The organism is Pseudomonas sp. MYb193, assembly GCF_002966775.1.
GTDB lineage: Bacteria > Pseudomonadota > Gammaproteobacteria > Pseudomonadales > Pseudomonadaceae > Aquipseudomonas > Aquipseudomonas paracarnis.
On sequence record NZ_CP023269.1, the window covers coordinates 5,772,409 to 5,795,209 of the forward strand.

General features: G+C 61.4%; 26 protein-coding genes. 16 read left to right on the forward strand and 10 right to left on the reverse strand.

The genetic code is table 11. The features are described from left to right. Both CLM72_RS26545 and CLM72_RS26550 read left to right on the forward strand, forming a co-directional pair. Nucleotides 1-1,005, forward strand: a complete 1,005-nt coding sequence (locus tag CLM72_RS26545; RefSeq protein ID WP_034128938.1) for an aspartate carbamoyltransferase catalytic subunit — start codon at nt 1-3, stop codon at nt 1,003-1,005. Next, nucleotides 1,002-2,273, forward strand: coding sequence for a dihydroorotase (locus CLM72_RS26550; protein WP_105228852.1), 1,272 nt, complete (start codon nt 1,002-1,004; stop codon nt 2,271-2,273). The genes CLM72_RS26545 and CLM72_RS26550 overlap by 4 nt, the downstream gene beginning before the upstream one ends. A gap of 90 nt (nt 2,274-2,363) precedes the next feature. Here CLM72_RS26550 and CLM72_RS26555 read toward each other — a convergent pair whose 3' ends face one another. Continuing rightward, nucleotides 2,364-2,792 (reverse strand): TM2 domain-containing protein, encoded by a 429-nt coding sequence (locus CLM72_RS26555; protein ID WP_054897575.1) that lies wholly within the window; start codon nt 2,790-2,792, stop codon nt 2,364-2,366. 249 nt (nt 2,793-3,041) lie between these two features. Here CLM72_RS26555 and CLM72_RS26560 point away from each other — a divergent pair, with 249 nt between their 5' ends. Continuing rightward, nucleotides 3,042-3,680, forward strand: a complete 639-nt coding sequence (locus tag CLM72_RS26560; protein WP_034128941.1) for a C40 family peptidase — start codon at nt 3,042-3,044, stop codon at nt 3,678-3,680. 148 nt (nt 3,681-3,828) lie between these two features. On the opposite strand, the gene CLM72_RS26565 is transcribed toward CLM72_RS26560, so the two are convergent. Next, nucleotides 3,829-4,863 (reverse strand): type IV pilus twitching motility protein PilT, encoded by a 1,035-nt coding sequence (locus CLM72_RS26565; RefSeq protein WP_054897576.1) that lies wholly within the window; start codon nt 4,861-4,863, stop codon nt 3,829-3,831. A gap of 57 nt (nt 4,864-4,920) precedes the next feature. Here CLM72_RS26565 and CLM72_RS26570 point away from each other — a divergent pair, with 57 nt between their 5' ends. From CLM72_RS26570 to CLM72_RS26615, 9 genes are all read left to right on the forward strand, one after another. Next, nucleotides 4,921-5,607, forward strand: coding sequence for a YggS family pyridoxal phosphate-dependent enzyme (locus CLM72_RS26570; RefSeq protein WP_105228853.1), 687 nt, complete (start codon nt 4,921-4,923; stop codon nt 5,605-5,607). A 34-nt stretch (nt 5,608-5,641) separates the two neighbouring features. Further along, the gene (proC, locus tag CLM72_RS26575) at nt 5,642-6,460 is read left to right on the forward strand and encodes a pyrroline-5-carboxylate reductase (RefSeq protein WP_032902278.1); all 819 of its coding nucleotides are present in this window, start codon (nt 5,642-5,644) and stop codon (nt 6,458-6,460) included. Between the two features lie 25 nt (nt 6,461-6,485). After that, entirely contained in the window at nt 6,486-7,073 is a 588-nt protein-coding gene (locus CLM72_RS26580; RefSeq protein ID WP_105228854.1) for a YggT family protein, read from the forward strand. A gap of 222 nt (nt 7,074-7,295) precedes the next feature. Continuing rightward, nucleotides 7,296-8,447 (forward strand): homoserine O-acetyltransferase, encoded by a 1,152-nt coding sequence (locus CLM72_RS26590; RefSeq protein ID WP_034128945.1) that lies wholly within the window; start codon nt 7,296-7,298, stop codon nt 8,445-8,447. Continuing rightward, a complete protein-coding gene (metW, locus tag CLM72_RS26595; protein WP_003195091.1) occupies nt 8,444-9,064 on the forward strand; it encodes a methionine biosynthesis protein MetW in 621 nt (206 codons plus the stop codon). Before CLM72_RS26590 ends, metW begins: the two co-directional genes overlap by 4 nt. 21 nt (nt 9,065-9,085) lie before the next feature. Beyond that, nucleotides 9,086-9,520 carry a DUF4426 domain-containing protein gene (locus CLM72_RS26600; protein ID WP_105228856.1) on the forward strand — a complete coding sequence of 145 codons (435 nt, stop codon included), beginning with the start codon at nt 9,086-9,088 and terminating at the stop codon, nt 9,518-9,520. Next, the gene (rdgB, locus tag CLM72_RS26605) at nt 9,517-10,113 is read left to right on the forward strand and encodes an RdgB/HAM1 family non-canonical purine NTP pyrophosphatase (RefSeq protein WP_005792276.1); all 597 of its coding nucleotides are present in this window, start codon (nt 9,517-9,519) and stop codon (nt 10,111-10,113) included. Before CLM72_RS26600 ends, rdgB begins: the two co-directional genes overlap by 4 nt. Next, nucleotides 10,110-11,312 carry a radical SAM family heme chaperone HemW gene (gene hemW, locus CLM72_RS26610; RefSeq protein ID WP_105228857.1) on the forward strand — a complete coding sequence of 401 codons (1,203 nt, stop codon included), beginning with the start codon at nt 10,110-10,112 and terminating at the stop codon, nt 11,310-11,312. Before rdgB ends, hemW begins: the two co-directional genes overlap by 4 nt. A gap of 19 nt (nt 11,313-11,331) precedes the next feature. Then, nucleotides 11,332-11,655 carry a DUF3392 domain-containing protein gene (locus tag CLM72_RS26615; protein WP_005792278.1) on the forward strand — a complete coding sequence of 108 codons (324 nt, stop codon included), beginning with the start codon at nt 11,332-11,334 and terminating at the stop codon, nt 11,653-11,655. Between the two features lie 138 nt (nt 11,656-11,793). On the opposite strand, the gene trmB is transcribed toward CLM72_RS26615, so the two are convergent. The 4 genes from trmB to CLM72_RS26635 all read right to left on the reverse strand — a co-directional run bounded on the left by trmB (nt 11,794) and on the right by CLM72_RS26635 (nt 14,032). Continuing rightward, nucleotides 11,794-12,519, reverse strand: coding sequence for a tRNA (guanosine(46)-N7)-methyltransferase TrmB (gene trmB, locus CLM72_RS26620; RefSeq protein WP_105228858.1), 726 nt, complete (start codon nt 12,517-12,519; stop codon nt 11,794-11,796). Between the two features lie 9 nt (nt 12,520-12,528). Beyond that, the gene (locus CLM72_RS26625; protein ID WP_057702112.1) at nt 12,529-13,323 is read right to left on the reverse strand and encodes a thiazole synthase; all 795 of its coding nucleotides are present in this window, start codon (nt 13,321-13,323) and stop codon (nt 12,529-12,531) included. A gap of 54 nt (nt 13,324-13,377) precedes the next feature. After that, on the reverse strand, nt 13,378-13,578 hold the full coding sequence (gene thiS / locus CLM72_RS26630) for a sulfur carrier protein ThiS (RefSeq protein WP_168220186.1): 201 nt from the start codon (nt 13,576-13,578) through the stop codon (nt 13,378-13,380). Between the two features lie 79 nt (nt 13,579-13,657). Continuing rightward, complete coding sequence (locus CLM72_RS26635; protein ID WP_057702111.1) at nt 13,658-14,032, reverse strand: DUF423 domain-containing protein; 375 nt, start codon at nt 14,030-14,032, stop codon at nt 13,658-13,660. A gap of 74 nt (nt 14,033-14,106) precedes the next feature. Here CLM72_RS26635 and mtgA point away from each other — a divergent pair, with 74 nt between their 5' ends. After that, a complete protein-coding gene (gene mtgA, locus CLM72_RS26640) occupies nt 14,107-14,829 on the forward strand; it encodes a monofunctional biosynthetic peptidoglycan transglycosylase (protein ID WP_105228860.1) in 723 nt (240 codons plus the stop codon). Between the two features lie 188 nt (nt 14,830-15,017). Here mtgA and rpoH read toward each other — a convergent pair whose 3' ends face one another. From rpoH to ftsY, 4 genes are all read right to left on the reverse strand, one after another. Then, nucleotides 15,018-15,872 carry an RNA polymerase sigma factor RpoH gene (gene rpoH, locus CLM72_RS26645; protein ID WP_003176698.1) on the reverse strand — a complete coding sequence of 285 codons (855 nt, stop codon included), beginning with the start codon at nt 15,870-15,872 and terminating at the stop codon, nt 15,018-15,020. Between the two features lie 130 nt (nt 15,873-16,002). Continuing rightward, on the reverse strand, nt 16,003-17,025 hold the full coding sequence (gene ftsX / locus CLM72_RS26650) for a permease-like cell division protein FtsX (RefSeq protein WP_054897584.1): 1,023 nt from the start codon (nt 17,023-17,025) through the stop codon (nt 16,003-16,005). After that, nucleotides 17,022-17,693 (reverse strand): cell division ATP-binding protein FtsE, encoded by a 672-nt coding sequence (gene ftsE / locus CLM72_RS26655; RefSeq protein ID WP_003195112.1) that lies wholly within the window; start codon nt 17,691-17,693, stop codon nt 17,022-17,024. Before ftsE ends, ftsX begins: the two co-directional genes overlap by 4 nt. After that, complete coding sequence (gene ftsY, locus CLM72_RS26660; protein WP_105228861.1) at nt 17,690-19,090, reverse strand: signal recognition particle-docking protein FtsY; 1,401 nt, start codon at nt 19,088-19,090, stop codon at nt 17,690-17,692. Before ftsY ends, ftsE begins: the two co-directional genes overlap by 4 nt. A gap of 232 nt (nt 19,091-19,322) precedes the next feature. Between ftsY and CLM72_RS26665 the strand changes: the two genes are divergently transcribed. From CLM72_RS26665 to rsmD, 3 genes are read left to right on the forward strand one after another with little or no spacing between them, the layout of a single operon-like run. Continuing rightward, complete coding sequence (locus tag CLM72_RS26665) at nt 19,323-20,678, forward strand: pitrilysin family protein (RefSeq protein ID WP_105228862.1); 1,356 nt, start codon at nt 19,323-19,325, stop codon at nt 20,676-20,678. Continuing rightward, nucleotides 20,671-22,161, forward strand: coding sequence for a pitrilysin family protein (locus tag CLM72_RS26670; RefSeq protein ID WP_105228863.1), 1,491 nt, complete (start codon nt 20,671-20,673; stop codon nt 22,159-22,161). Before CLM72_RS26665 ends, CLM72_RS26670 begins: the two co-directional genes overlap by 8 nt. Next, entirely contained in the window at nt 22,161-22,778 is a 618-nt protein-coding gene (gene rsmD / locus CLM72_RS26675; protein ID WP_105228864.1) for a 16S rRNA (guanine(966)-N(2))-methyltransferase RsmD, read from the forward strand. The genes CLM72_RS26670 and rsmD overlap by 1 nt, the downstream gene beginning before the upstream one ends. Nucleotides 22,779-22,801 lie beyond the last annotated feature (23 nt).

Sequence of the window (22,801 nt, forward strand, 5' to 3'; positions counted from 1 at the left end):
ATGACGCCTCTAGATGCCAAGCGCCCGCTGCAGCTCAATGCTCAGGGCCAGTTGCAACACTTCTTGTCCCTCGACGGTTTGCCCCGCGAGTTGCTCACCGAGATCCTCGACACCGCCGACTCGTTCCTGGAAGTCGGTGGCCGGGCAGTGAAGAAAGTCCCGCTGTTGCGCGGTAAAACCATCTGCAACGTGTTCTTCGAGAACTCCACCCGCACCCGCACCACCTTTGAACTGGCGGCCCAGCGGCTGTCGGCCGATGTGATCACGTTGAACGTGTCCACCTCGTCGGCGAGCAAGGGCGAAACCCTGCTCGATACCCTGCGCAACCTGGAAGCCATGGCAGCCGACATGTTCGTGGTACGCCACGGCGACTCCGGCGCTGCGCATTTCATCGCCGAGCATGTGTGCCCGAACGTGGCGATCATCAATGGCGGCGACGGCCGTCACGCGCACCCGACCCAGGGCATGCTCGACATGCTCACCATTCGTCGGCACAAGGGCAGCTTTGAAAACCTCTCGGTAGCCATCGTCGGCGACATCCTGCATTCGCGGGTGGCGCGTTCGAACATGCTGGCTCTCAAGGCCCTGGGTTGCCCGGATATCCGCGTGATCGCGCCCAAGACCCTGTTGCCAATCGGCATCGAACAGTATGGCGTGAAGGTCTACACCGACATGGCCGAGGGCCTCAAGGATGTGGACGTAGTGATCATGCTGCGCCTGCAACGCGAGCGCATGGCCGGGGGCTTGTTGCCCAGCGAAGGTGAGTTCTACCGCCTGTTCGGCCTGACCACCGCACGCCTGGCCATGGCCAAGCCGGATGCAATCGTGATGCACCCGGGGCCGATCAACCGCGGCGTGGAAATTGAGTCGGCGGTGGCCGATGGCCCGCAGTCGGTGATTCTCAACCAAGTGACCTACGGCATCGCCGTGCGCATGGCCGTGCTGTCCATGGCCATGAGCGGGCAAACCGCGCAACGTCAATTCGAGCAGGAGCAGGCCCAGTGAAGCTCAGCATTCTCGGCGCCCGAGTCATCGACCCGGCCAGTGGCCTGGACCAAGTTACCGATCTACACCTGGACGCCGGCAAGATCGTCGCCATGGGCGCCGCCCCCGCAGGCTTCAACGCCGGCCAGAGCATCGATGCCAAGGGCCTGGTGGCCGCGCCTGGGCTGGTGGACCTGAATGTCGCCCTGCGTGAACCGGGCTACAGCCGCAAAGGCAATATCGCCAGCGAAACCCAGGCCGCGGCAGCCGGTGGCGTGACCAGCCTGTGTTGCCCGCCCAATACCAAGCCGGTGCTGGACACGTCGGCCGTGACCGAGCTGATCCTCGACCGCGCCCGCGAAGCCGGCAACTGCAAAGTGTTTCCCATTGGTGCCTTGAGCAAGGGCCTGGATGGCGAACAACTCGCCGAATTGATCGCTCTGCGTGACGCCGGTTGCGTGGCCTTCGGCAACGGCCTGGAAAGCTTTCGCAGCACGCGCACCTTGTGCCGCGCCCTGGAATACGCGGCCACCTTCGACTTGACGGTGATCTTCCATTCCCAGGATCGCGACCTGGCCGAAGGCGGCCTGGCCCACGAAGGCGCAGTGGCCAGCTTCCTCGGCCTGCCGGGCATTCCGGAAACAGCAGAAACCGTGGCTCTCGCTCGTGACCTGTTGCTGGTGGAACAAAGCGGCGTGCGTGCGCATTTCAGCCAGTTGACCAGCGCCCGGGGCGTGGCTCTGATCGCCCAGGCCCAGGCCCGCGGCTTGCGGGTCACCGCGGATGTCGCCCTGTACCAATTGATCCTGACGGATGAGGCGCTGATCGACTTCTCCAGCCTGTACCACGTACAGCCCCCGCTGCGCACCCAGGCTGACCGTGACGGTTTGCGTGCGGCGGTGAAGTCGGGTGTGGTGTCGGCGATTTCCAGCCATCACCAACCTCACGAGCGAGACGCCAAGCTGGCACCGTTTGGCGCGACCGAGCCAGGCATCAGCAGCGTGGAGTTGTTGTTGCCACTGGCGATGACGCTGGTGGAAGACGGCTTGCTGGACCTGCCGACACTGCTGGCACGCCTGAGCGCCGGCCCGGCCGAGGCCCTGCGCTTGCCGGCGGGCCAGTTGGCGGTGGGTTCACCGGCGGACTTGGTGCTGTTCGACCTGGCAAGCTCGACGGTGGCTGGTGAGCGTTGGCTGTCCAAGGGCGAAAACTGCCCGTTCATCGGCCACAGCCTGCCGGCGACGGTGAGGTATACCTTGATGGATGGGCGGATCAGCTACCAGGCTTGATAGCTCGCCTATCTAATGTGGTTACGGTCAATGTGGGAGCTGGCTTGCCTGCGATGCAGGCAAGCCAGCTCCCACACTGCGCTAAAGTGCTCAGCGCCCGCTGTTGCGCTCGGCATTGCGGATCGAGATCTGCGTGTTCAGCGTCCAGAAGTCATACAGCACCCCGATCAGGAACAAACCGCCGGTCAGCAGGTAGATCAGGCCGGTGATCCATTTGCCCTGGTACATACGGTGCACACCAAACACCCCCAGGAACGCCAACAGAATCCACGCGACGCTGTATTCAATCGGCCCAGCGGTAAACCGCAGGTCGGCTTCACGGTCCATGGCCGGGATCAGGAACAAGTCGATCAACCAGCCAATGCCGAACAAGCCGAAGGTGAAAAACCAGATCGTGCCCGTCACAGGCTTGCCGTAATAAAAGCGATGAGCCCCGGTAAAACCGAAAATCCACAACAGGTAACCAATCGCCTTACTGTGGGTGTCTTGTTGCTGAGCAACCTGTTGATAGGTGTTCATGAAGGACCTCTTTTGCTTCGATAGATAAATTTTTTCATTTTCTTTGTGACTTTTTTACGGGCGCCCGACGTACGGTAAATGGTATCGTCCTGCCCTCAAAGCCTTGTAGCGCCTGACTTGTGTAGGACAATTGCGGCGAATCGTCGCGTTTTTCCTGAGTTTGACCCCAAGGTTCAGTCGACAAACGGCCTGAGAACAGCACAAAAAGCTGTTATAAAGTTGCGCGCAAACCCTTAAGAGCCACGCCTAATGCGACCATTTTTCAAGACATGGCTAACCATTTGCCTATTAATGCCACTGGCCGCCCACGCCACCAATCGTGAGCAACGACTTCCGAACGTTAACGGTTTCACCCCTAAAGTCCATAGCACGCCCAGCACTGCCAAATCGGCAAAGCCGACCGTCAGCCGCCCGACTCAACTGAGCAAGGCCCACGGCAAAGCGCTTTCCACCCAGCTGGCCGTGAACACCAAGCAAAGCAGCAACGTCTTGAGCCGTGCCGTCAACGTGCTCGGTACACCTTATCGTTGGGGCGGCAGCAGCCCAAGTAAAGGGTTCGACTGCAGCGGCCTGGTGAAATATGCATTTAACGATGTAAAAGCGGTGGACCTGCCACGCACTTCCAACGCCATGGCGGCCGGCCATGGGCTGAAGGTTGACCGTAAAGACCTGAAACCGGGCGACCTGTTGTTTTTCAAACTCAAGAGCCGCCAGGTCAATCACGTTGCCATCTACCTGGGCAACGACCGCTTTATCCACGCACCGCGCCGTGGCAAGTCGGTGAGCATCGACACACTGAAAAAGCCGTTCTGGGACAAGAACTACGTGATTGCCAAGCGGGTACTGCCTAAAGAGCAGAACAACAACCTGCGAATCGTGCAGCGCTAAGCCAGGCGCCACTGAAGCTCCCCATTTGAAATGCAATCAAATGTGGGAGCTGGCTTGCCTGCGATGACGGTGTGTCAGTTGGCAGAGAGAGTGCCTGACAGTCCGCTATCGCAGGCAAGCCAGCTCCCACATTGTGTATCTGCCTGTTCTAGATATCTGCCGGTACCCTCGCCTTCTCCCGCGCCTCTTCCCGACTGACCAGCCCCGCGCCGACCAACGCCTTCAAACTCATATCCAGGGTCTTCATCCCCAACGCCCCTCCCGTCTGGATAGCCGAAACCATCTGCGCCACCTTGTCTTCGCGAATCAAGTTACGAATCGCCGGGGTACCCAGCATGATTTCATGGGCGGCCACGCGCCCACCGCCCACCTTCTTCACCAGCACCTGAGACACCACCGCCTGCAACGACTCCGACAGCATCGAGCGGACCATGGCCTTCTCCCCGGCCGGGAAGACGTCTACCAGCCGGTCCACTGTCTTTGCCGCCGATGAGGTGTGCAGGGTGCCGAACACCAGGTGCCCGGTCTCTGCCGCCGTCAGCGCAAGGCGTATGGTTTCCAGATCGCGCAATTCACCCACCAGGATCACATCCGGATCTTCCCGCAGGGCTGAACGCAGGGCCACCGAGAAACTGTGGGTGTCGCGATGCACCTGGCGCTGGTTGACCAGCGCCAGTTTCGGCCTGTGGATAAACTCGATGGGGTCTTCCAGCGTGAGGATATGCTGGCGTCGATGCCGGTTGAGGTCGTCGATCATCGCCGCCAGGGTCGTGGACTTGCCCGAGCCGGTGGGCCCGGTCACCAGCACCAGGCCGCGAGGAAGGCGGGCGATACGCTGGAACACCTCGCCCAGTCCCAGATCCTCCAGGCTTTGGACCTCCGTCGCAATAGCCCGGAACACCGCACCCACGCCGCGATCCTGGCGGAACACGTTCGCCCGGAACCGGGCGACGCCTGGCAATTCGAAGGCAAAATCCGTTTCAAGAGATGTTTCGAAATCCTTTTGTTGATGTTTATTCAGCAAAGGGCTCAATAAGTCGACCACTTGGGTAGCGTTCAGCGCTGGCCCATCCAGCGGCCAAACCTCGCCATCAATGCGCAGCATCGGTGCCAGGCCGGCTGACAGATGCAGGTCTGAGGCGCCTCGGCTTACGCTGGCCGTCAGCAATTGCGTGATATCCATAGGGCTTTCCATTTCCAGTAGAATGCCGCGGACTCCATATCCACGGGCGCATCTTGAATGTCGACGATAGCAGACAACATCGGCCTGGTTAGCCAGCGCATCCGCGCCGCAGCCGACGCCGTGCAACGTGACGCAAGCAGCATCCACCTGCTGGCCGTGAGCAAGACCAAACCCGCGCAGGCGGTACGCGAAGCCTATGCCGCCGGGCTGCACGACTTTGGGGAAAACTACCTGCAGGAAGCCTTGGGCAAACAGGCGGATTTGACCGACCTGCCCTTGAGTTGGCACTTCATCGGCCCCATTCAATCGAACAAGACTCGCGCTATCGCCGAGCACTTCGCTTGGGTGCATTCCGTGGACCGCCTGAAAATCGCGCAACGCCTGTCCGAACAACGCCCGGCCGACCTGCCGCCGCTCAATATCTGCATTCAGGTCAATGTCAGTGGCGAAGTCAGCAAGTCCGGCTGCACACCCGCCGACCTGCCGGCCCTGGCCACGGCGATCAGCGCCCTGCCGCGCTTGAAGCTGCGGGGTTTGATGGCAATTCCCGAGCCGACTGAAGACCGTGCGGAACAGGATGCCGCGTTTGCCACGGTGCGCGACCTGCAAGCCAGCCTGAACCTGCCGCTGGACACACTTTCCATGGGCATGAGCCATGACCTTGAGTCGGCCATTGCCCAAGGCGCCACCTGGGTGCGGATCGGTACCGCCCTGTTTGGCGCCCGCGACTACGGCCAGCCGTGAAATGGCTGACATCCCTCGAAAATAAGGACCTGTCATGAGCAACACGCGTATTGCCTTTATCGGCGCCGGTAACATGGCGGCCAGCCTGATCGGTGGCCTGCGGGCCAAGGGCCTGGACGCCGAGCAGATCCGCGCCAGCGACCCGGGCGCCGAGACCCGCGAGCGCGTCAGCGCCGAACACGGCATCCAGACCTTCGCCGATAACGCCGAGGCCATCCACGGCGTCGATGTGATCGTGCTGGCGGTCAAGCCCCAGGCCATGAAGGCCGTGTGCGAGAGCCTGCGCCCGAGCCTGCAACCTCACCAACTGGTGGTGTCGATTGCCGCTGGCATCACCTGCGCCAGCATGACCAACTGGCTCGGCGCCCAGCCCATCGTACGCTGCATGCCCAACACCCCGGCGCTGCTGCGCCAGGGCGTCAGCGGTTTGTATGCCACTGGCGAAGTCACCGCGCAGCAACGTGACCAGGCCCAGGAACTGCTGTCTGCGGTGGGCATCGCCGTGTGGCTCGAGCAGGAACAGCAACTGGACGCGGTCACCGCCGTCTCCGGCAGCGGCCCGGCCTATTTCTTCCTGTTGATCGAGGCCATGACGGCCGCCGGCGTCAAGCTGGGCCTGCCCCACGACGTGGCCGAGCAACTGGCGGAACAAACCGCCCTGGGCGCCGCGAAAATGGCGGTCGGCAGCGAGGTGGATGCCGCCGAACTGCGCCGTCGCGTCACCTCGCCAGGTGGTACCACACAAGCGGCTATCGAGTCGTTCCAGGCCGGGGGTTTTGAAGCCCTGGTGGAAACAGCACTGGGTGCCGCCGCACATCGTTCAGCCGAGATGGCTGAGCAACTGGGCAAATAGTCGTCCCTTACCAAGGTAATCAAACATGCTCGGAATCAATGACGCTGCCATTTTCATCATCCAGACCCTGGGCAGCCTGTACCTGCTGATCGTGCTGATGCGCTTTATCCTGCAACTGGTGCGTGCGAACTTCTACAACCCGCTGTGCCAATTCGTGGTGAAGGCCACCCAACCGCTGCTCAAGCCGCTGCGCCGGGTGATCCCGAGCCTGTTCGGCCTGGACATGTCGTCGCTGGTGCTGGCGCTGTTGCTGCAGATTTTGCTGTTCGTGGTGATCCTGATGCTCAATGGCTACCAGGCCTTCACCGTGCTGCTGTTGCCATGGGGCCTGATCGGCATTTTCTCGCTGTTCCTGAAGATCATTTTCTGGTCGATGATCATTAGCGTGATCCTCTCGTGGGTCGCACCCGGCAGCCGTAGCCCGGGTGCCGAGTTGGTCTCTCAGATCACCGAGCCGGTGCTGGCGCCGTTCCGTCGCCTGATCCCGAACCTGGGTGGCCTGGATATCTCGCCGATCTTCGCGTTTATCGTGATTCAGCTGCTGCAGAGCTGGGTGATTCCACGCCTGGCGTACTTTGCCTACATGCCAAAAGAGTTGTTTGGCCTGATCTGAATGCCGTAGCCCCTATGGGAGCTGGCTTGTGTGGGAGCTGGCTTGCCTGCGATAGCATCACCTCGGAGTGTCTGAAAAACCGCGGTGCCTGCATCGCGGGCAAGCCCGGCTCCCACAGAAACCCTTCCCGTATTTTGTATCTGCGTAAGGGTGCAGGCCTTTGCTTGCCGCTAGGGTCCCCGCTCTTTAGACTTACGCCTCATTTAAACGAGAGCAGGGTCGATGCCAGCTGCCTTCCCCCCCGATTCTGTTGGACTGGTCGTGCCACAAGTGGCGCACTTCAGCGAACCGCTGGCCCTGGCCTGCGGCCGTTCGTTGCCAGCCTACGACCTGATCTACGAAACCTATGGCCAGTTGAACGCCACGGCGAGCAACGCCGTGCTGATCTGCCATGCCTTATCCGGCCATCATCACGCCGCCGGCTTCCATAGCGTTGACGACCGCAAGCCCGGCTGGTGGGACAGTTGCATCGGCCCCGGCAAGCCCATCGACACCAACAAGTTCTTTGTGGTCAGCCTGAACAACCTTGGCGGCTGCAACGGTTCCACCGGCCCCAGCAGCCTCAACCCGGAAACCGGCAAGCCGTTCGGCGCCGACTTCCCGGTGCTGACGGTAGAGGACTGGGTGCACAGCCAGGCACGCCTCGCCGACCTGTTGGGCATCAGCCAGTGGGCCGCCGTGATTGGCGGCAGCCTGGGCGGTATGCAGGCGCTGCAATGGACCATCACTTACCCGGACCGTGTGCGCCATTGCCTGGCTATCGCCTCGGCGCCCAAGTTGTCAGCGCAGAACATCGCCTTCAACGAAGTGGCGCGCCAGGCAATCCTCACCGACCCCGAGTTTCACGGCGGTTCGTTCCAGGAAGCCGGAGTGATCCCCAAGCGTGGCTTGATGCTGGCGCGGATGGTCGGCCACATTACCTACCTGTCCGATGACTCCATGGGCGAGAAATTCGGCCGTGGCCTCAAGAGCGAGAAGCTCAACTACGACTTCCACAGCGTCGAGTTCCAGGTGGAAAGCTACCTGCGTTACCAGGGCGAGGAGTTCTCGGGGCGTTTCGACGCCAATACCTACCTGCTGATGACCAAGGCCCTGGACTACTTCGACCCGGCCGCCAATCACGATGACGACCTGGCGAAAACCTTCGAGCACGCCACGGCCAAGTTCTGCGTGATGTCGTTCACCACCGACTGGCGCTTTTCGCCAGCGCGCTCCCGTGAGCTGGTGGATGCCCTGATGGCCGCCAAGAAAGACGTCTGCTACCTGGAGATCGATGCACCGCAAGGCCACGACGCCTTCCTGATTCCGATCCCACGCTACCTGCAGGCGTTCAGTAACTACATGAACCGTATTTCGCTTGTGAGAACGCCATGAGAGCCGACCTGGAAATCATCCAAGACTGGATCCCCGCCGGCAGCCGCGTGCTCGACCTGGGCTGCGGCGACGGCGAACTGCTGAGCTGGCTGCGCGACCACAAGCAAGTCACCGGCTACGGCCTGGAAAACGACCCGGACAACATCGCCCAGTGCGTGGCCAAGGGCATCAACGTGATCGAGCAGGACCTGGACAAGGGCCTGGGTAACTTTGCCAGCAACAGCTTCGATATCGTGGTGATGACCCAAGCCCTGCAAGCGGTGCACTACCCGGACCGCATCCTCGACGAAATGCTGCGCGTGGGCCGCCAATGCATCATCACCTTCCCCAACTTTGGCCACTGGCGCTGCCGCTGGTACCTGGCCACCAAGGGGCGCATGCCGGTCTCCGACTTCCTGCCGTACACCTGGTACAACACGCCGAACATCCACTTTTGCACCTTCGAAGACTTCGAAGCGCTGTGTGGCGAGCGTGAAGCCAAGGTCATCAACCGCCTTGCCGTCGATCAACAGCACCGCCACGGCTGGGCGAGTAAGCTATGGCCCAATCTGTTGGGCGAAATCGGTATTTACCGGGTCAGTAGCCCCGGCCTGACCGACCACAAAGTTGCCGTCTAATCATCTTCAAGAGGGACGTTCATGAGTCGTTTGGCTATTTTTCTATTGACCGCATGCCTGGGCGCCAGCGCCATGGCCGCCGACACTATCGACGCTAATCGCAAAAAAGACTTTGGCGATATCACCGTTCATTACAACACCTTCACCTCCAGCTTCCTGCCACCGGAGACCGCACAGAATGTTGGCGTGGTGCGCAGCAAGGAGAAGGGCCTGATCAATGTGACCGTGATCAAGGGCCTGGCCCCGGTCGAGGCCCAAGTGACGGGCACCATCAAGGACCTGGGCGGCAAGAGCGAGATCCTGACCTTCAAGCAAATCGAAGAGAAAGGCGGCATCAGCTACCTGGCGCCCTACTCGGTGACCCAGCGCGAATACAAGACGTTTACCATCAACGTTGAAACCGGTGGCAAAGGCCATAGTTTTCAATTCAACCAAGAACTGTTCCCGGCCGAATGATGAACCTTACTCAACTCGTACTGGCCAGCCATAACGCCGGCAAACTCAAAGAACTGCAGGCCATGCTCGGTGAGTCCGTGCAACTGCGTTCGATTGGCGAGTTCAGCCAGGTCGAACCGGAAGAAACCGGCTTGTCGTTCGTTGAGAACGCCATCCTCAAGGCGCGCAACGCAGCACGCATCTCCGGCCTGCCGGCCCTGGCGGATGACTCGGGCCTGGCGGTGGACTTTCTCGGCGGCGCGCCCGGCATTTATTCGGCGCGTTACGCCGACGGCAAGGGCGACGCCGCCAATAACGCCAAGCTGCTGGACGCTCTGAAGGATGTGCCCGACGCCGAGCGCGGCGCACAGTTCGTCTGTGTGCTGGCCCTGGTGCGCCATGCCGATGACCCGCTACCGATCCTGTGCGAAGGCTTGTGGCACGGGCGCATCCTGCACGCGGCCAGCGGTGAACATGGCTTTGGTTATGACCCGCTGTTCTGGGTGCCGGAGCGCAATGTCTCCAGCGCCGAGCTGAGCCCGGCCGACAAGAACCAGATCAGCCACCGTGCCCGCGCCATGGCGTTGCTGCGCCAGCGCCTGGGTTTGAAATGACCCAGAACACCTCTGCGCAGCCGCTGATTCACGGCGGCGCGCAAACACCTCGGGCGGCCTTGCCTGTGCTGCCGCCTCTGGCGCTGTACATCCATATCCCGTGGTGCGTGCGCAAATGTCCGTATTGCGACTTCAACTCCCACACCGCCAGTAAAGTACTGCCGGAAGAAGAGTACGTAGACGCCCTGCTGGCCGATCTCGATCAGGACCTGCACGCAGTCTACGGCCGCGAGTTGAGCTCGATCTTCTTCGGTGGCGGTACGCCGAGCCTGTTCAGCGCCGTTGCGTTGGGCCGCCTGCTTGAGGGTGTGCAAGCACGCATCCCGTTTGCCAGCGATATCGAGATCACTCTGGAAGCCAACCCGGGGACTTTCGAGCAAGAGAAGTTCGTGGCGTACCGCAAGCTGGGGATCAACCGCCTGTCCATCGGCATTCAGAGCTTTCAGCAGGAAAAGCTCCAGGCCCTGGGCCGCATCCACAATGGTGACGAAGCCGTACGTGCCGCCGGCATGGCGCGCCAGGCCGGGTTCGATAACTTCAACCTGGACTTGATGCACGGCCTGCCCAACCAGTCCCTCGACGACGCCCTGGGCGACTTGCGCCAGGCCATTGCGCTCAAACCGACGCACCTGTCCTGGTACCAACTGACCCTGGAGCCCAACACCGTCTTCTGGAATCAGCCGCCGACGCTGCCCGAAGACGACACCCTGTGGGATATCCAGGAAGCCGGCCAGGCGCTGCTCGCCGAACACGGTTACGCCCAATATGAAGTGTCGGCTTACGCCCAACCAGGGCGACCGGCACGGCATAACCTGAATTACTGGAGCTTTGGCGACTTTATCGGCATCGGCGCCGGCGCCCACGGCAAGCTCAGCCACCCGGACGGGCGCATCGTGCGCACCTGGAAAACCCGTGCACCGAAGGACTACCTCAACCCGGCCAAAAGCTTCCAGGCTGGAGCGAAAGAGCTGACCAACGAGGAGCTGCCGTTCGAGTTCCTGATGAACGCTTTGCGCCTGACCGAGGGCGTCGACGCCAGGCTCTACGCCGAACGCACCGGCCTTGACCTGGCCAGCCTCGACGAAGGCCGCCGCGAGGCAGAACAAAGTGGCCTTATGCAGGTCGAACCGTCACGCCTGGCGGCAACCGACCGCGGGCAACTCTTTCTCAATGACCTGTTGCAGACGTTTTTGAGCTGACGCTTTTTAAGGAAATCGAATGGATCTGGTACTCGACCTGCTCGCCACCGTATCCCGCTGGAGCCGTAGCAACCTGTCGGAAATCTCCCTGGCCCTGGTGGGGTGTTTGCTTGTGCTGTTCGGCGCCGATATCAAAGGCTGGGTGGAAGCACGCCTGGGCAACATTGCCGGCGCCTTGCGCGTGCCCTTGATGGCCCTGCTGTGCCTGATCGGCAGCGGCGCGGCGTTGATCTATGCCACGCCGTGGATTGTGCGGGGGTTGAGCCAGTTCAATAACTACAGCCTGGCGCCGGTGTTGATCGTGGTGCTGGTGTTGATTGGGGTGGTAGCAGACCGCCGCTGACCCAGCAGGCACTACAAAACACATGTGGGAGCTGGCTTGCCTGCGATACAGACACCTCGGTGTATCAGTGATACCGAGGTGATCCTATCGCAGGCAAGCCAGCTCCCACATTCGATTGCGTTTCAAGCGGATGACTGTTTAAGCCAGCTTCTCAAACTTCAAATCCCACACCCCATGCCCCAATCGCTCGCCGCGGCGCTCGAACTTGGTGATCGGCCGCTCGGCCGGGCGTGGCACGCATTTGCCGTCTTCGGCCAGGTTGCGGTAGCCGGGGGCGACATTCATCACTTCCAGCATGTATTCCGCGTAGGGTTCCCAGTCGGTGGCCATGTGCAGAATGCCGCCCACTTTCAGCTTGCTGCGCACCAGTTCGGCGAAGGACGCCTGGACGATGCGGCGCTTGTGGTGACGGGCCTTGTGCCATGGGTCGGGGAAGAACAGCATCAGGCGGTCGAGGCTGTTGTCGGCGATGCAGCGGTTGAGCACTTCAATCGCGTCGCAGTCGTAGACTCGCAGGTTGGTCAGGCCTTGGGTCAGCACGCCATTGAGCAATGCACCGACACCTGGACGGTGAACTTCCACACCGATGAAATCCTGCTCCGGCGCGGCAGCGGCCATCTCCAGCAGCGAATGGCCCATGCCGAAACCGATTTCCAGCGAACGCGGGGCCGAACGACCGAACACCTGGTCGTAATCCACCGGCGCGTCGGACAGCGGCAACACAAACAGCGGCGCACCTTGTTCCAGGCCCTTTTGCTGGCCTTCGGTCATACGGCCGGCGCGCATCACAAAGCTCTTGATGCGGCGGTGCTTGGACTCGTCGCCGTCTTGCACAGTGTTCGGTGTTTCGTTTGATTCAGTCATCAATAGCTCTTACTTGATCAGACCATCCAGCGGCGAAGAGGCGCTGGCATAGAGTTTTTTCGGCATCCGCCCGGCGAGGTAGGCCAGGCGGCCCGCGACGATGGCGTGGTTCATGGCCTGGGCCATCATGACCGGCTGCTGGGCATGGGCGATGGCCGAGTTCATCAACACTGCGTCGCAACCCAGTTCCATGGCGATGGTTGCGTCGGAGGCTGTGCCTACGCCTGCGTCCACCAGCACCGGGATTTTGGCTTCTTCGAGGATGATTTGCAGGTTGTACGGGTTGCAGATGCCCAGGCCTGACCCGATCAGGCCGGCCAGTGGCATCACCGCGATGCAGCCGATTTCTGCCAGCTGGCGGGCAATGATCGGGTCATCGCTGGTGTAGACCATCACATCGAAGCCTTCCTTGACCAGAGTCTCGGCGGCCTTGAGGGTTTCGATCACATTGGGGAACAGGGTTTTCTGGTCGGCCAGCACTTCCAGCTTCACCAGGTTATGGCCGTCGAGCAGCTCACGAGCCAGGCGGCAGGTGCGCACGGCTTCGATGGCGTCGTAGCAGCCAGCGGTGTTCGGCAGGAAGGTGTAACGCTGCGGCGACAGCACTTCGAGCAGGTTCGGCTCGCCCTCGATCTGGCCGAGGTTGGTGCGGCGTACGGCGAAGGTGACGATCTCGGCACCCGAGGCTTCGATGGCCAGGCGGGTTTCTTCCATGTCGCGGTATTTGCCGGTGCCGACCAGCAGACGGGACTGGTAGGTACGACCGGCCAGGACGAAAGGCTTGTCGCTACGAACGATGCTCATGGGAAATCCTCTGGTTGGATGAGGTTCTGCAGAATGCGTTGCGGCCGTGGCGGGCTAGCCGCCGCCGATGGCATGGACCACTTCGATCTGGTCACCTTCGGTGAGCGCAGTCTCGGCGTGCTGGCTACGCGGGACGATATCCAGGTTGAGCTCCACTGCGACGCGACGCCTGGTCAGGTTCAGACGGGTCAGCAGGGCCGCAACGGTTTCGCCGTCGGGCAGTTCAAAGGGTTCGCCGTTCAACTGAATGCGCATGCCACGGGCCGCCATCGTTTTTAGGGGCCCGCATTCTAGCGCGATTGGAACCTGAAGGTCAGCTCCAAGCGTCAAGCGGTCAAAGCTGCAAACGCCACGCCGCCAGGCCCAGGAAGAACCAGCCGAGCAGGAACGCCAGCCCGCCAAACGGCGTGATGATCCCCAGTTTACTGATGCCGGTCATCGTCAGCACATACAGGCTACCCGAGAACAGCAGGATACCGACGGTAAACGAAATACCCGCCCAAGTGACCAGCCGGCCCGGAATATGCGCCGCCAGCAAGGCCACGCCGAACAGTGCCAAGGCATGCACCAACTGATAGGTCACACCGGTATGGAAGATCGCCAGGTAGTCGGAACTCAGGCGGTTTTTCAGGCCGTGGGCGGCGAAAGCGCCCAGCGCAACGCCGGTAAAGCCGAAAAAGGCAGCCAGCATCAGAAAGCTACGCAGCATGGGGAACTCCAGTCAGACTCATCGGGCAGGGTCTGTATAATGGCCCGCTCAACGGGTTCGGCCAAGCCATCTCTATGCTGCGTGTCCTCTTCAACCGCTTTCTCAACGTCATGAAATGGTTCGCCATCGGCAGTGTGTTGCTGGTGCTGCTGTTTCGTGTGGTACCGCCCCCGTTCACCGCGCTGATGGTGGAGCGCAAGATCGAGTCCTGGATCGACGGCGAACCCATTGACCTGCAACGCAGCTGGGTGCCGTGGGATGAGATTTCCGATGACCTTAAAGTGGCGGTGATGGCCGGTGAAGACCAGCGCTTCCCGCAACATTGGGGCTTTGATTTTGGCGCGATCCAGGCCGCGATCCTGCACAACGAACGCGGCGGCTCGATTCGCGGCGCCAGTACGCTGAGCCAGCAAGTGTCGAAAAATCTGTTCCTGTGGGCCGGCCGCAGCTATTTGCGCAAGGGCCTGGAAGCGTGGTTTACCGGGTTGATCGAGGTGCTGTGGCCCAAGGAGCGAATTCTTGAGGTGTACCTCAACAGCGTGGAATGGGATGAGGGCGTGTTCGGCGCAGAGGCAGCGGCGCGGCACCATTTTGGCGTGAGCGCCAAGGGGCTTTCGCGGCAGCAGGCCAGTTACCTGGCGGCGGTGTTGCCCAATCCTCGGGTGTGGAGTGCCAGCCATCCGACCGCTTATGTGGCGCGGCGGGCAGCGTGGATTCGTCAGCAGATGAGCCAATTGGGCGGGGATGCTTATCTGATGGAGCTGAACAACTCTCGAAAGGCACCCTGGTCCGACTGACACAATATGGGACGTGTGGGAGCTGGCTTGCCTGCGATAGCGGTGGGTCAGTAACCCATGCTTCAGCTGACACAGCCTCATCGCAGGCAAGCCAGCTCCCACATTAAACCGAGTTGGGCTTGAGACTTTTCGAACACATACAAAAATGCCCCGATCTTTCGACCGGGGCATTTTTTGTTCGCTGCGTTTTAAGCGGCGATCGACAACTTCAGCTTGTTCATCGCGCTTTTCTCAAGCTGACGAATCCGCTCGGCCGACACGTTGTACTTCTGCGCCAGGTCGTGCAGCGTGGCTTTTTCTTCTGCCAGCCAACGCTGGTAGAGAATGTCACGGCTGCGGTCGTCCAGCACTTCCAGCGCTTCGTGCAGGTTGTGGTTGGAGTTGTCGCTCCAGTCGGCGTCTTCCAGTTGACGCGCCGGGTCGTACCGGTGGTCTTCCAGGTAATTGGCCGGCGATTGGAAAGCGCTGTCGTCATCCGCTTCGGCGGCTGGGTCGAAGGCCATGTCATGGCCGGTCAGGCGGCTTTCCATCTCGCGCACTTCACGCGGCTCCACGCCGAGGCTTTCGGCCACGCGGTGGACTTCTTCGTTGTTCAGCCACGCCAGGCGTTTTTTCTGGCTGCGCAGGTTGAAGAACAGCTTGCGCTGGGCCTTGGTGGTGGCCACTTTCACGATGCGCCAGTTGCGCAGGATGAACTCGTGGATTTCCGCCTTGATCCAGTGCACGGCAAACGACACCAGGCGCACGCCCATTTCAGGGTTGAAACGCTTCACTGCCTTCATCAGGCCAACGTTGCCTTCCTGAATCAGGTCGGCCTGGGCCAGACCGTAGCCGCTATAGCTACGGGCGATATGTACGACAAAACGCAGGTGGGCGAGCACCATCTGCCGAGCCGCCCCCAAATCCTGCTCATAGTAGAGACTCTCGGCCAGTTCACGCTCCTGCTCGGGCGTCAGCAATGGAATGCTGTTGACCGTGTGCACATAAGCCTCCAGGTTCGCACCCGGGACCAAGGCATAAGCAGGTTGCAAAGAAGTGGTCATACGAAAAAACCTCCGACTCACATAACTCGTGCAGTTCAGCACTGCGAAAATTGACCTGGGAACCGTAGGACAAGTTCCCTAAACCGCTGATACGGTCAATACAAACGAAACCACATTAATCTGGCATTAACTACTTCGGCGCCAGCTCGCGTAAATGCCGTGCCACCGCAATCCACGCACCGATATACCCCAACAACACCGCGCCAAGCAAGAGACTCAGACCATCGGCTACCGGCACACCGGCCAGAGCGAAATCACTGCCGTAGAGCCCGGCCAAGCCGACAACCGCGTCGTTCAACCAATCCAGGCCAAACGCCAGTACCCCCCAAGACAAGATCCCCGCACCCAGGCCGTACAGCGCGCCCATGTATAGGAAAGGCCGACGCACATAGCTGTCTGTGCCGCCCACCAGTTTAATCACTTCTATCTCGGTGCGACGGTTTTCAATATGAAGACGAATGGTATTACCTATCACCAAAAGTAATGCAGACACTAATAACACCGTCAGGCCGAACACAAAGCGGTCACCCAGCTTGAGGATCGCGGCCAGGCGCTCTACCCAGACTAGATCAAGTTGCGCCTGTTGCACCTTCGGCATCTCTGCGAGTTTTTGTCGCAGGGCTTCCAGCGCCGGCTTGTCGACCTCGTTCGGCGTTACCAGCACCACGCCCGGCAGCGGGTTCTGCGGCAGCTCCTTGAGCGCCTCGCCCAGGCCGGATTGCTGCTGGAACTCTTCGAGAGCCTGGTCGCGGCTGATGTACTCGGCCTCGGCTACCCCCGGGATGTTCTTGATATCGTCACGCAGCGCTTCGCCTTCCTTGCTGCTGGTGTCCAGGTTCAGGTACAGCGAAATCTGCGCCGCCCGCTGCCAGGAACCGCCCAGGCGCTCCACATTATTAAGCAACAGCGACAAGCCCATCGGCAGGCTCAAGGCCACCGCCATGACCAGGCAGGTGAAAAAGCTGCCAATCGGCTGCTTGCCCAGGCGCCGCAGGCTGTCCAGCAGGCTGGCGCGATGGCTTTCGATCCAGGCGTGCACCAGGGTGCCGAAGTCCGGGCCGTCGTCGTCGTCGTGCTTCTTCTTTTTCGGTTGCGGGTCGGCCGGTTTCGGCGCCACGCGTTCGGATACTTTAGGGCTGCGTGTAGCACTCATACGCCAGCCTCCCCATCGCCGATCAGGCGGCCGCGTTGCAGGGTCAGCATGCGATGGCGCATACGGGCAATCAGGGCCAGGTCGTGGCTGGCGATCAAGACGCTGGTGCCCAGGCGGTTGATGTCTTCGAACACCCCCATGATCTCGGCCGCCAGGCGCGGGTCGAGGTTACCAGTGGGTTCGTCCGCCAGCAGCAAAGCCGGGCGATGGACGATGGCACGGGCGATACCGACACGCTGTTGCTGGCCGGTGGACAGGTCGCCGGGAAAGAGGTCGGTCTTGTCCGACAAGGCTACGCGCTCCAGGGCTGAATCCACGCGCTTGACGATCTCGGCCTTGGACAGCCCGAGGATCTGCAACGGCAGGGCCACGTTGTTGAACACCGTGCGGTCGAACAGCAACTGGTGGTTCTGGAATACCACGCCGATCTGGCGGCGCAGGAATGGAATTTGCGCATTGCTGATAGTGGCCAGGTCCTGGCCCGCCAGCAGCAACTTGCCGGTGGTCGGGCGTTCCATGGCCAGCAGCAGGCGCAACAGCGTACTTTTGCCCGCGCCTGAATGGCCGGTGACAAACAAGAATTCGCCGCGACGCACTCGAAAGCTCAGCTCATGCAAGCCCACATGCCCGTTGGCATAGCGTTTACCGACCTGTTCGAATCGAATCATGAACGCTCCCGCTCGGCAAACAGTGCCTGTACAAAGGGTTCGGCTTCAAAGGTGCGCAGGTCGTCGATGCCTTCACCGACGCCGATATAGCGAATCGGCAACCCGAACTGTTTGGCCAGGGCGAAAATCACACCGCCCTTGGCCGTGCCGTCGAGCTTAGTCAATGCCAGGCCGGTCAGTTGCACCGTCTGGTTGAATTGCTTGGCCTGGCTGATGGCGTTCTGGCCGGTACCGGCGTCGAGCACCAGCAAGACTTCGTGGGGTGCATCGGCGTCAAGCTTGCCGATCACGCGGCGCACTTTCTTCAGCTCTTCCATCAAATTGTCTTTGGTGTGCAGGCGACCGGCGGTGTCGGCAATCAGCACGTCAATGTTGCGCGCCTTGGCGGCTTGCACAGCATCGAAAATCACCGACGCAGAGTCGGCACCGGTGTGCTGGGCAATCACCGGGATCTTGTTGCGCTCGCCCCACACCTGCAACTGCTCGACGGCTGCGGCACGGAAGGTGTCACCGGCGGCGAGCATGACTTTCTTGCCTTCACCTTGCAGCTTCTTGGCCAGCTTGCCGATGGTGGTGGTCTTGCCAGCGCCATTAACCCCTACAACGAGGATGACGAACGGCTTTTTCGGGGTGATCACCAGCGGCGCTTCAACCGGCTTGAGCATGGCGGCCAGCTCAGCCTGCAGGGATTTGTACAGGGCGTCGGCGTCGGTCAACTGCTTGCGCGCGACCTTCTGCGTCAGGCTCTGGATGATCACGGCGGTGGCTTCGACGCCCACGTCGGCGGTGAGCAGGCGGGTCTCGATGTCTTCCAGCAGCTCGTCATCAATGACTTTCTTGCCCAGGAACAGGCTGGCCATGCCTTCGCCAATACTGGCGCTGGTCTTGCTCAGGCCCTGCTTGAGGCGCGCGAAAAATCCGGTTTTGCTGGTTTCGGTGGTGGCGACGACAGGCTCTGGCTCGACGACGGCAGGTGCGGCAACAACCGGTGCCGGCACTTCAACGACGGGCGGTACTTCAGCCACCACCTCTACCGGCGCCGGCTCAACCACTGCAGGAATCGGCGGCACGACGTGCTCGGCCTGAACATCCTCTACCAACGCCACAGGCTCTTCGGCCACCGGCAGATCCAACCAGGGCTTGTGCTCGGGCGCAGGCTCAGGTTCCGGCTCGGCCTCGACGACCGGCTGCAACACCGGCTCAGCCATCGGCAACACCACCGGAACTGGCGTCTCGGCAACCGGTTCGGCTTCTATTACGGGTTCAGGGGTCGGTTCAGCGTGAACCTGCGGCTGTTCGACGACGGTTTCCTGCGGCTTTTTGCGCAGCCATCCGAACAGGCCTTTCTTCTCGCCAGCCGCAGCTGGGGTCTTCTTGTCGTCGTTGGAACCAAACATGGAGACGGCTATCTCAAGGTAGCGACGCGCCACAGGGCGCGTCGGTAAATAAAATTCGATGCGTAACAGACTGTTTTTTAGCCAGCTCGTTCATGCGCAACATTTTGTAAGGCCTAAATAGAGCCTCAACAAGACAGCCGCAGTGGCCGTCCTTAAGTCGGATCAGTATCCTAGCACCTCCTCGCCCGCCGACGCTAAGACCAAGCGGGCAGCCCAACAGGTTTAAAAACGAATGAATGCTCTAGCCCGCCGCGCCGCAGGCCTGCTGTTCAGCACAGTTTGTCTGCCTCTCTCAGCTTTGGCTGCCGATCCACAACCCACCCATGAATTCACCCTCGATAACGGCCTCAAAGTGGTCGTGCGCGAAGATCATCGCGCGCCGGTGGTGGTTTCCCAGGTCTGGTACAAGGTTGGCTCAAGCTACGAAACACCGGGCCAGACCGGTTTGTCCCACGCCCTGGAACACATGATGTTCAAGGGCAGCGCCAAGGTTGGCCCCGGCGAAGCCTCGCTGATCCTGCGCGACCTGGGCGCCGAAGAAAACGCTTTCACCAGCGACGACTACACCGCGTATTACCAGGTATTGGCCCGTGATCGCCTGGGTGTGGCCTTTGAGCTGGAAGCCGACCGCATGGCCAGCCTGCGCCTGCCGGCAGACGAGTTCAGCCGGGAAATCGAGGTAATCAAGGAAGAACGCCGCCTGCGCACCGACGATAACCCCATGTCCAAGGCGTTCGAGCGCTTCAAGGCCATGGCGTTCCCGGCCAGTGGCTACCACACGCCGACCATCGGCTGGATGGCCGACCTGGACCGCATGAAGGTCGAGGAACTGCGCCACTGGTACCAATCCTGGTACGTGCCGAACAACGCCACCCTGGTGGTGGTCGGCGACGTGACCCCGGACGAGGTGAAAAACCTCGCCCAACGTTACTTCGGCCCGATCCCCAAGCGTGACGTGCCGCCGGCAAAAATCCCGATGGAACTGGCCGAGCCCGGCGAGCGCCTGCTGACCCTGCACGTGCAGACCCAACTGCCAAGCGTGTTCCTGGGCTTCAACGTGCCTGGCCTGGCCACCGCCGAAGACAAACGCTCGGTGCAGGCCCTGCGCCTGATCTCGGCCCTGCTGGACGGCGGCTACAGCGCACGGATCTCCGAGCAACTGGAGCGCGGTGAGGAACTTGTGTCCGCGGCTTCCACCAACTACGACGCCTATACCCGTGGCGACAGCCTGTTTACCCTCTCGGCCACGCCGAACCAGCAGAAGAAGAAAACGGTCGCCCAAGCCGAAGCCGGCCTGTGGCGCCTGCTCGATGAGTTGAAGGCCAAACCGCCGACCGCCGAAGAACTGGAGCGCATCCGTGCCCAGGTCATTGCCGGCCTGGTGTACCAGCGTGATTCCATCACCAGCCAGGCCACGGCCATCGGCTCCCTGGAAACCGTTGGTCTGTCCTGGAAGCTCATGGACACGGAGCTTGCCGATCTGCAAAGCGTGACCCCGGAAGAGATCCAGAAGGCCGCACGCACTTATTTCACCCGCGAACGTCTGAGCGTCGCCCATGTTTTGCCAGAGGAGACCGCTCATGAGTGATCGCAAAAACAGCCGCCTGATCCTGCCCGGCCTGATCGCCGTCACCCTGATGGCGGCCAGCGCCGTTTACTTTTTGCGCCCGAGCGAGTCGGTCGCCAGCCAGGCCCTGGACAAGGCTCAAACGGCCAGCACCCTGCAGTCCCTGGCGGAACTGGATGGCAAGGCACCGACCAACCGCAAGCTCGACGTACAAACCTGGACCACCGCCGAAGGCGCCAAGGTGCTGTTCGTCGAAGCCCACGAATTGCCGATGTTCGACATGCGTCTGCTGTTTGCCGCCGGCAGCAGCCAGGATGGCGACGTGCCAGGCCTGGCGCTGATGACCAACGCCATGCTTAACGAAGGTGTGCCGGGCAAGGATGTCAGCCAGATCGCCAGTGGGTTCGAAGGCCTGGGGGCCGATTTCGGCAACGGCGCCTATCGCGACATGGCGCTGGTGACCCTGCGCAGCCTGAGCGACAACGATAAGCGCACCGCCGCCCTGGCCCTGTTCGACCAGGTGATTGGCCAGCCGACGTTCCCGGCGGATTCCCTGGCGCGGATCAAGAACCAGATCCTGGCCGGTTTCGAGTACCAGAAACAGAACCCCGGCAAACTGGCGAGCATCGAGCTGTTCAAGCGTCTGTACGGCGACCATCCTTACGCGCATCCGAGCGAAGGCACCCCAGAAAGCGTGCCGAAAATTACCCTGGCACAGCTGAAGGCGTTCCATGCCAAAGCCTATGCGGCGGGCAATGCGGTGATTGCGGTCGTCGGCGACCTGACCCGTGCAGAAGCCGAGGCCATGACGGCCAAAGTGTCGGCATCGCTGCCCAAAGGCCCGGCCATGGCCAAGATCGCTCAACCGACCGAGCCAAAAGCCGGCCTGAGCCGTATCGAGTTTCCGTCCAAGCAAACCCACCTGCTGTTTGCGCAATTGGGCATCGACCGCGCCGACCCGGACTACGCAGCCTTGTCCCTGGGCAACCAGATCCTTGGCGGCGGCGGCTTCGGTACCCGTTTGATGAGCGAGGTGCGTGAAAAACGCGGCCTGACCTACGGCGTGTACTCCGGTTTCTCACCGATGCAGGTGCGCGGCCCGTTCATGATCAACCTGCAGACCCGCGCCGAAATGAGCGGCGGCACCCTGCGCCTGGTTGAGGATGTACTGGCTGATTACCTCAAGAACGGCCCGACGCAAAAGGAACTGGACGACGCCAAGCGCGAACTGGCCGGCAGCTTCCCGCTGTCCACCGCCAGCAACGCCGATATCGTCGGGCAGTTGGGCGCCATGGGTTTCTACAACCTGCCGCTGAGCTATCTGGAAGATTTCATGAAACAATCCCAGGCCCTGACCGTCGATCAGGTCAAGGCTGCAATGAACAAACACTTGAGCGCCGACAAGATGGTCATCGTGACCGCCGGCCCGACGATTGCGCAAAAGCCACTACCGCCCCCCACTGATAAACCTGCCGAGCAGCCGCTCGGGGTTCCGGAGCATTAATGGCCAGTTCATCTCGCCCGAAAAAACCTGTCCACAACGTGCATAACGGTGTGGGCCAACTGCGCATCATTGGCGGTGAATGGGGCAGCCGCAAGCTGAGCTTCCCCGACGTCGTGGGCCTGCGCCCGACGCCCGATCGCGTGCGTGAAACCCTGTTCAACTGGCTCGCGCCGTACATAGGCGGGGCCAAAGTGCTGGACCCGTTCGCCGGCAGCGGCGCGCTGTTCCTGGAGGCGCTGTCCCGTGGCGCGGCCCAGGGCCAGGCGCTGGACGCCAGCAATGTGGCGGTGTCCAGCCTCAAGGAGCACCTGGGCACGCTGCGTTGCACCACCGGCCAGGTGCAGACGGCCGACGCGCTGCGCTACCTGGAAACCCAGGCAGCGACTGAATACGACGTAGTGTTCCTCGACCCACCGTTCAACCAGAACCTGCTGCCGACCGTGTGTGCCTTGCTCGAAGAGCGCCAGTGGCTGGCACCGGATGCCTGGATCTACACTGAGAGCGAGACCGCGCCGTCCACGCTCGGCCTGCCAAGTGGCTGGCGCCTGCACCGGGAGCAGAAGTCCGGGCGGGTGTATTACGCGTTGTGGCATCGTTTGGTCGAAAACGCCGCTTAACCTGTGGCTGGGGAGCTTGCCAC

Bases quoted from the DNA above. Each gene is read 5' to 3' on its own strand.
- CLM72_RS26565 (WP_054897576.1), bottom strand. From the start codon at position 4,863: ATGGATATCACGCAATTGCTGACGGCCAGCGTAAGCCGAGGCGCCTCA.
- CLM72_RS26615 (WP_005792278.1), top strand. From the start codon at position 11,332: ATGGATCTGGTACTCGACCTGCTCGCCACCGTATCCCGCTGGAGCCGT.
- CLM72_RS26670 (WP_105228863.1), top strand. From the start codon at position 20,671: ATGAGTGATCGCAAAAACAGCCGCCTGATCCTGCCCGGCCTGATCGCC.
- CLM72_RS26560 (WP_034128941.1), top strand. From the start codon at position 3,042: ATGCGACCATTTTTCAAGACATGGCTAACCATTTGCCTATTAATGCCA.
- rsmD (WP_105228864.1), top strand. From the start codon at position 22,161: ATGGCCAGTTCATCTCGCCCGAAAAAACCTGTCCACAACGTGCATAAC.
- CLM72_RS26600 (WP_105228856.1), top strand. From the start codon at position 9,086: ATGAGTCGTTTGGCTATTTTTCTATTGACCGCATGCCTGGGCGCCAGC.
- hemW (WP_105228857.1), top strand. From the start codon at position 10,110: ATGACCCAGAACACCTCTGCGCAGCCGCTGATTCACGGCGGCGCGCAA.
- mtgA (WP_105228860.1), top strand. From the start codon at position 14,107: ATGCTGCGTGTCCTCTTCAACCGCTTTCTCAACGTCATGAAATGGTTC.
- metW (WP_003195091.1), top strand. From the start codon at position 8,444: ATGAGAGCCGACCTGGAAATCATCCAAGACTGGATCCCCGCCGGCAGC.
- CLM72_RS26555 (WP_054897575.1), bottom strand. From the start codon at position 2,792: ATGAACACCTATCAACAGGTTGCTCAGCAACAAGACACCCACAGTAAG.
- rpoH (WP_003176698.1), bottom strand. From the start codon at position 15,872: ATGACCACTTCTTTGCAACCTGCTTATGCCTTGGTCCCGGGTGCGAAC.
- rdgB (WP_005792276.1), top strand. From the start codon at position 9,517: ATGATGAACCTTACTCAACTCGTACTGGCCAGCCATAACGCCGGCAAA.
- CLM72_RS26590 (WP_034128945.1), top strand. From the start codon at position 7,296: ATGCCAGCTGCCTTCCCCCCCGATTCTGTTGGACTGGTCGTGCCACAA.
- ftsY (WP_105228861.1), bottom strand. From the start codon at position 19,090: ATGTTTGGTTCCAACGACGACAAGAAGACCCCAGCTGCGGCTGGCGAG.
- trmB (WP_105228858.1), bottom strand. From the start codon at position 12,519: ATGACTGAATCAAACGAAACACCGAACACTGTGCAAGACGGCGACGAG.
- CLM72_RS26580 (WP_105228854.1), top strand. From the start codon at position 6,486: ATGCTCGGAATCAATGACGCTGCCATTTTCATCATCCAGACCCTGGGC.
- CLM72_RS26635 (WP_057702111.1), bottom strand. From the start codon at position 14,032: ATGCTGCGTAGCTTTCTGATGCTGGCTGCCTTTTTCGGCTTTACCGGC.
- thiS (WP_168220186.1), bottom strand. From the start codon at position 13,578: ATGCGCATTCAGTTGAACGGCGAACCCTTTGAACTGCCCGACGGCGAA.
- CLM72_RS26625 (WP_057702112.1), bottom strand. From the start codon at position 13,323: ATGAGCATCGTTCGTAGCGACAAGCCTTTCGTCCTGGCCGGTCGTACC.
- proC (WP_032902278.1), top strand. From the start codon at position 5,642: ATGAGCAACACGCGTATTGCCTTTATCGGCGCCGGTAACATGGCGGCC.
- CLM72_RS26570 (WP_105228853.1), top strand. From the start codon at position 4,921: ATGTCGACGATAGCAGACAACATCGGCCTGGTTAGCCAGCGCATCCGC.
- CLM72_RS26665 (WP_105228862.1), top strand. From the start codon at position 19,323: ATGAATGCTCTAGCCCGCCGCGCCGCAGGCCTGCTGTTCAGCACAGTT.
- ftsE (WP_003195112.1), bottom strand. From the start codon at position 17,693: ATGATTCGATTCGAACAGGTCGGTAAACGCTATGCCAACGGGCATGTG.
- CLM72_RS26545 (WP_034128938.1), top strand. From the start codon at position 1: ATGACGCCTCTAGATGCCAAGCGCCCGCTGCAGCTCAATGCTCAGGGC.
- ftsX (WP_054897584.1), bottom strand. From the start codon at position 17,025: ATGAGTGCTACACGCAGCCCTAAAGTATCCGAACGCGTGGCGCCGAAA.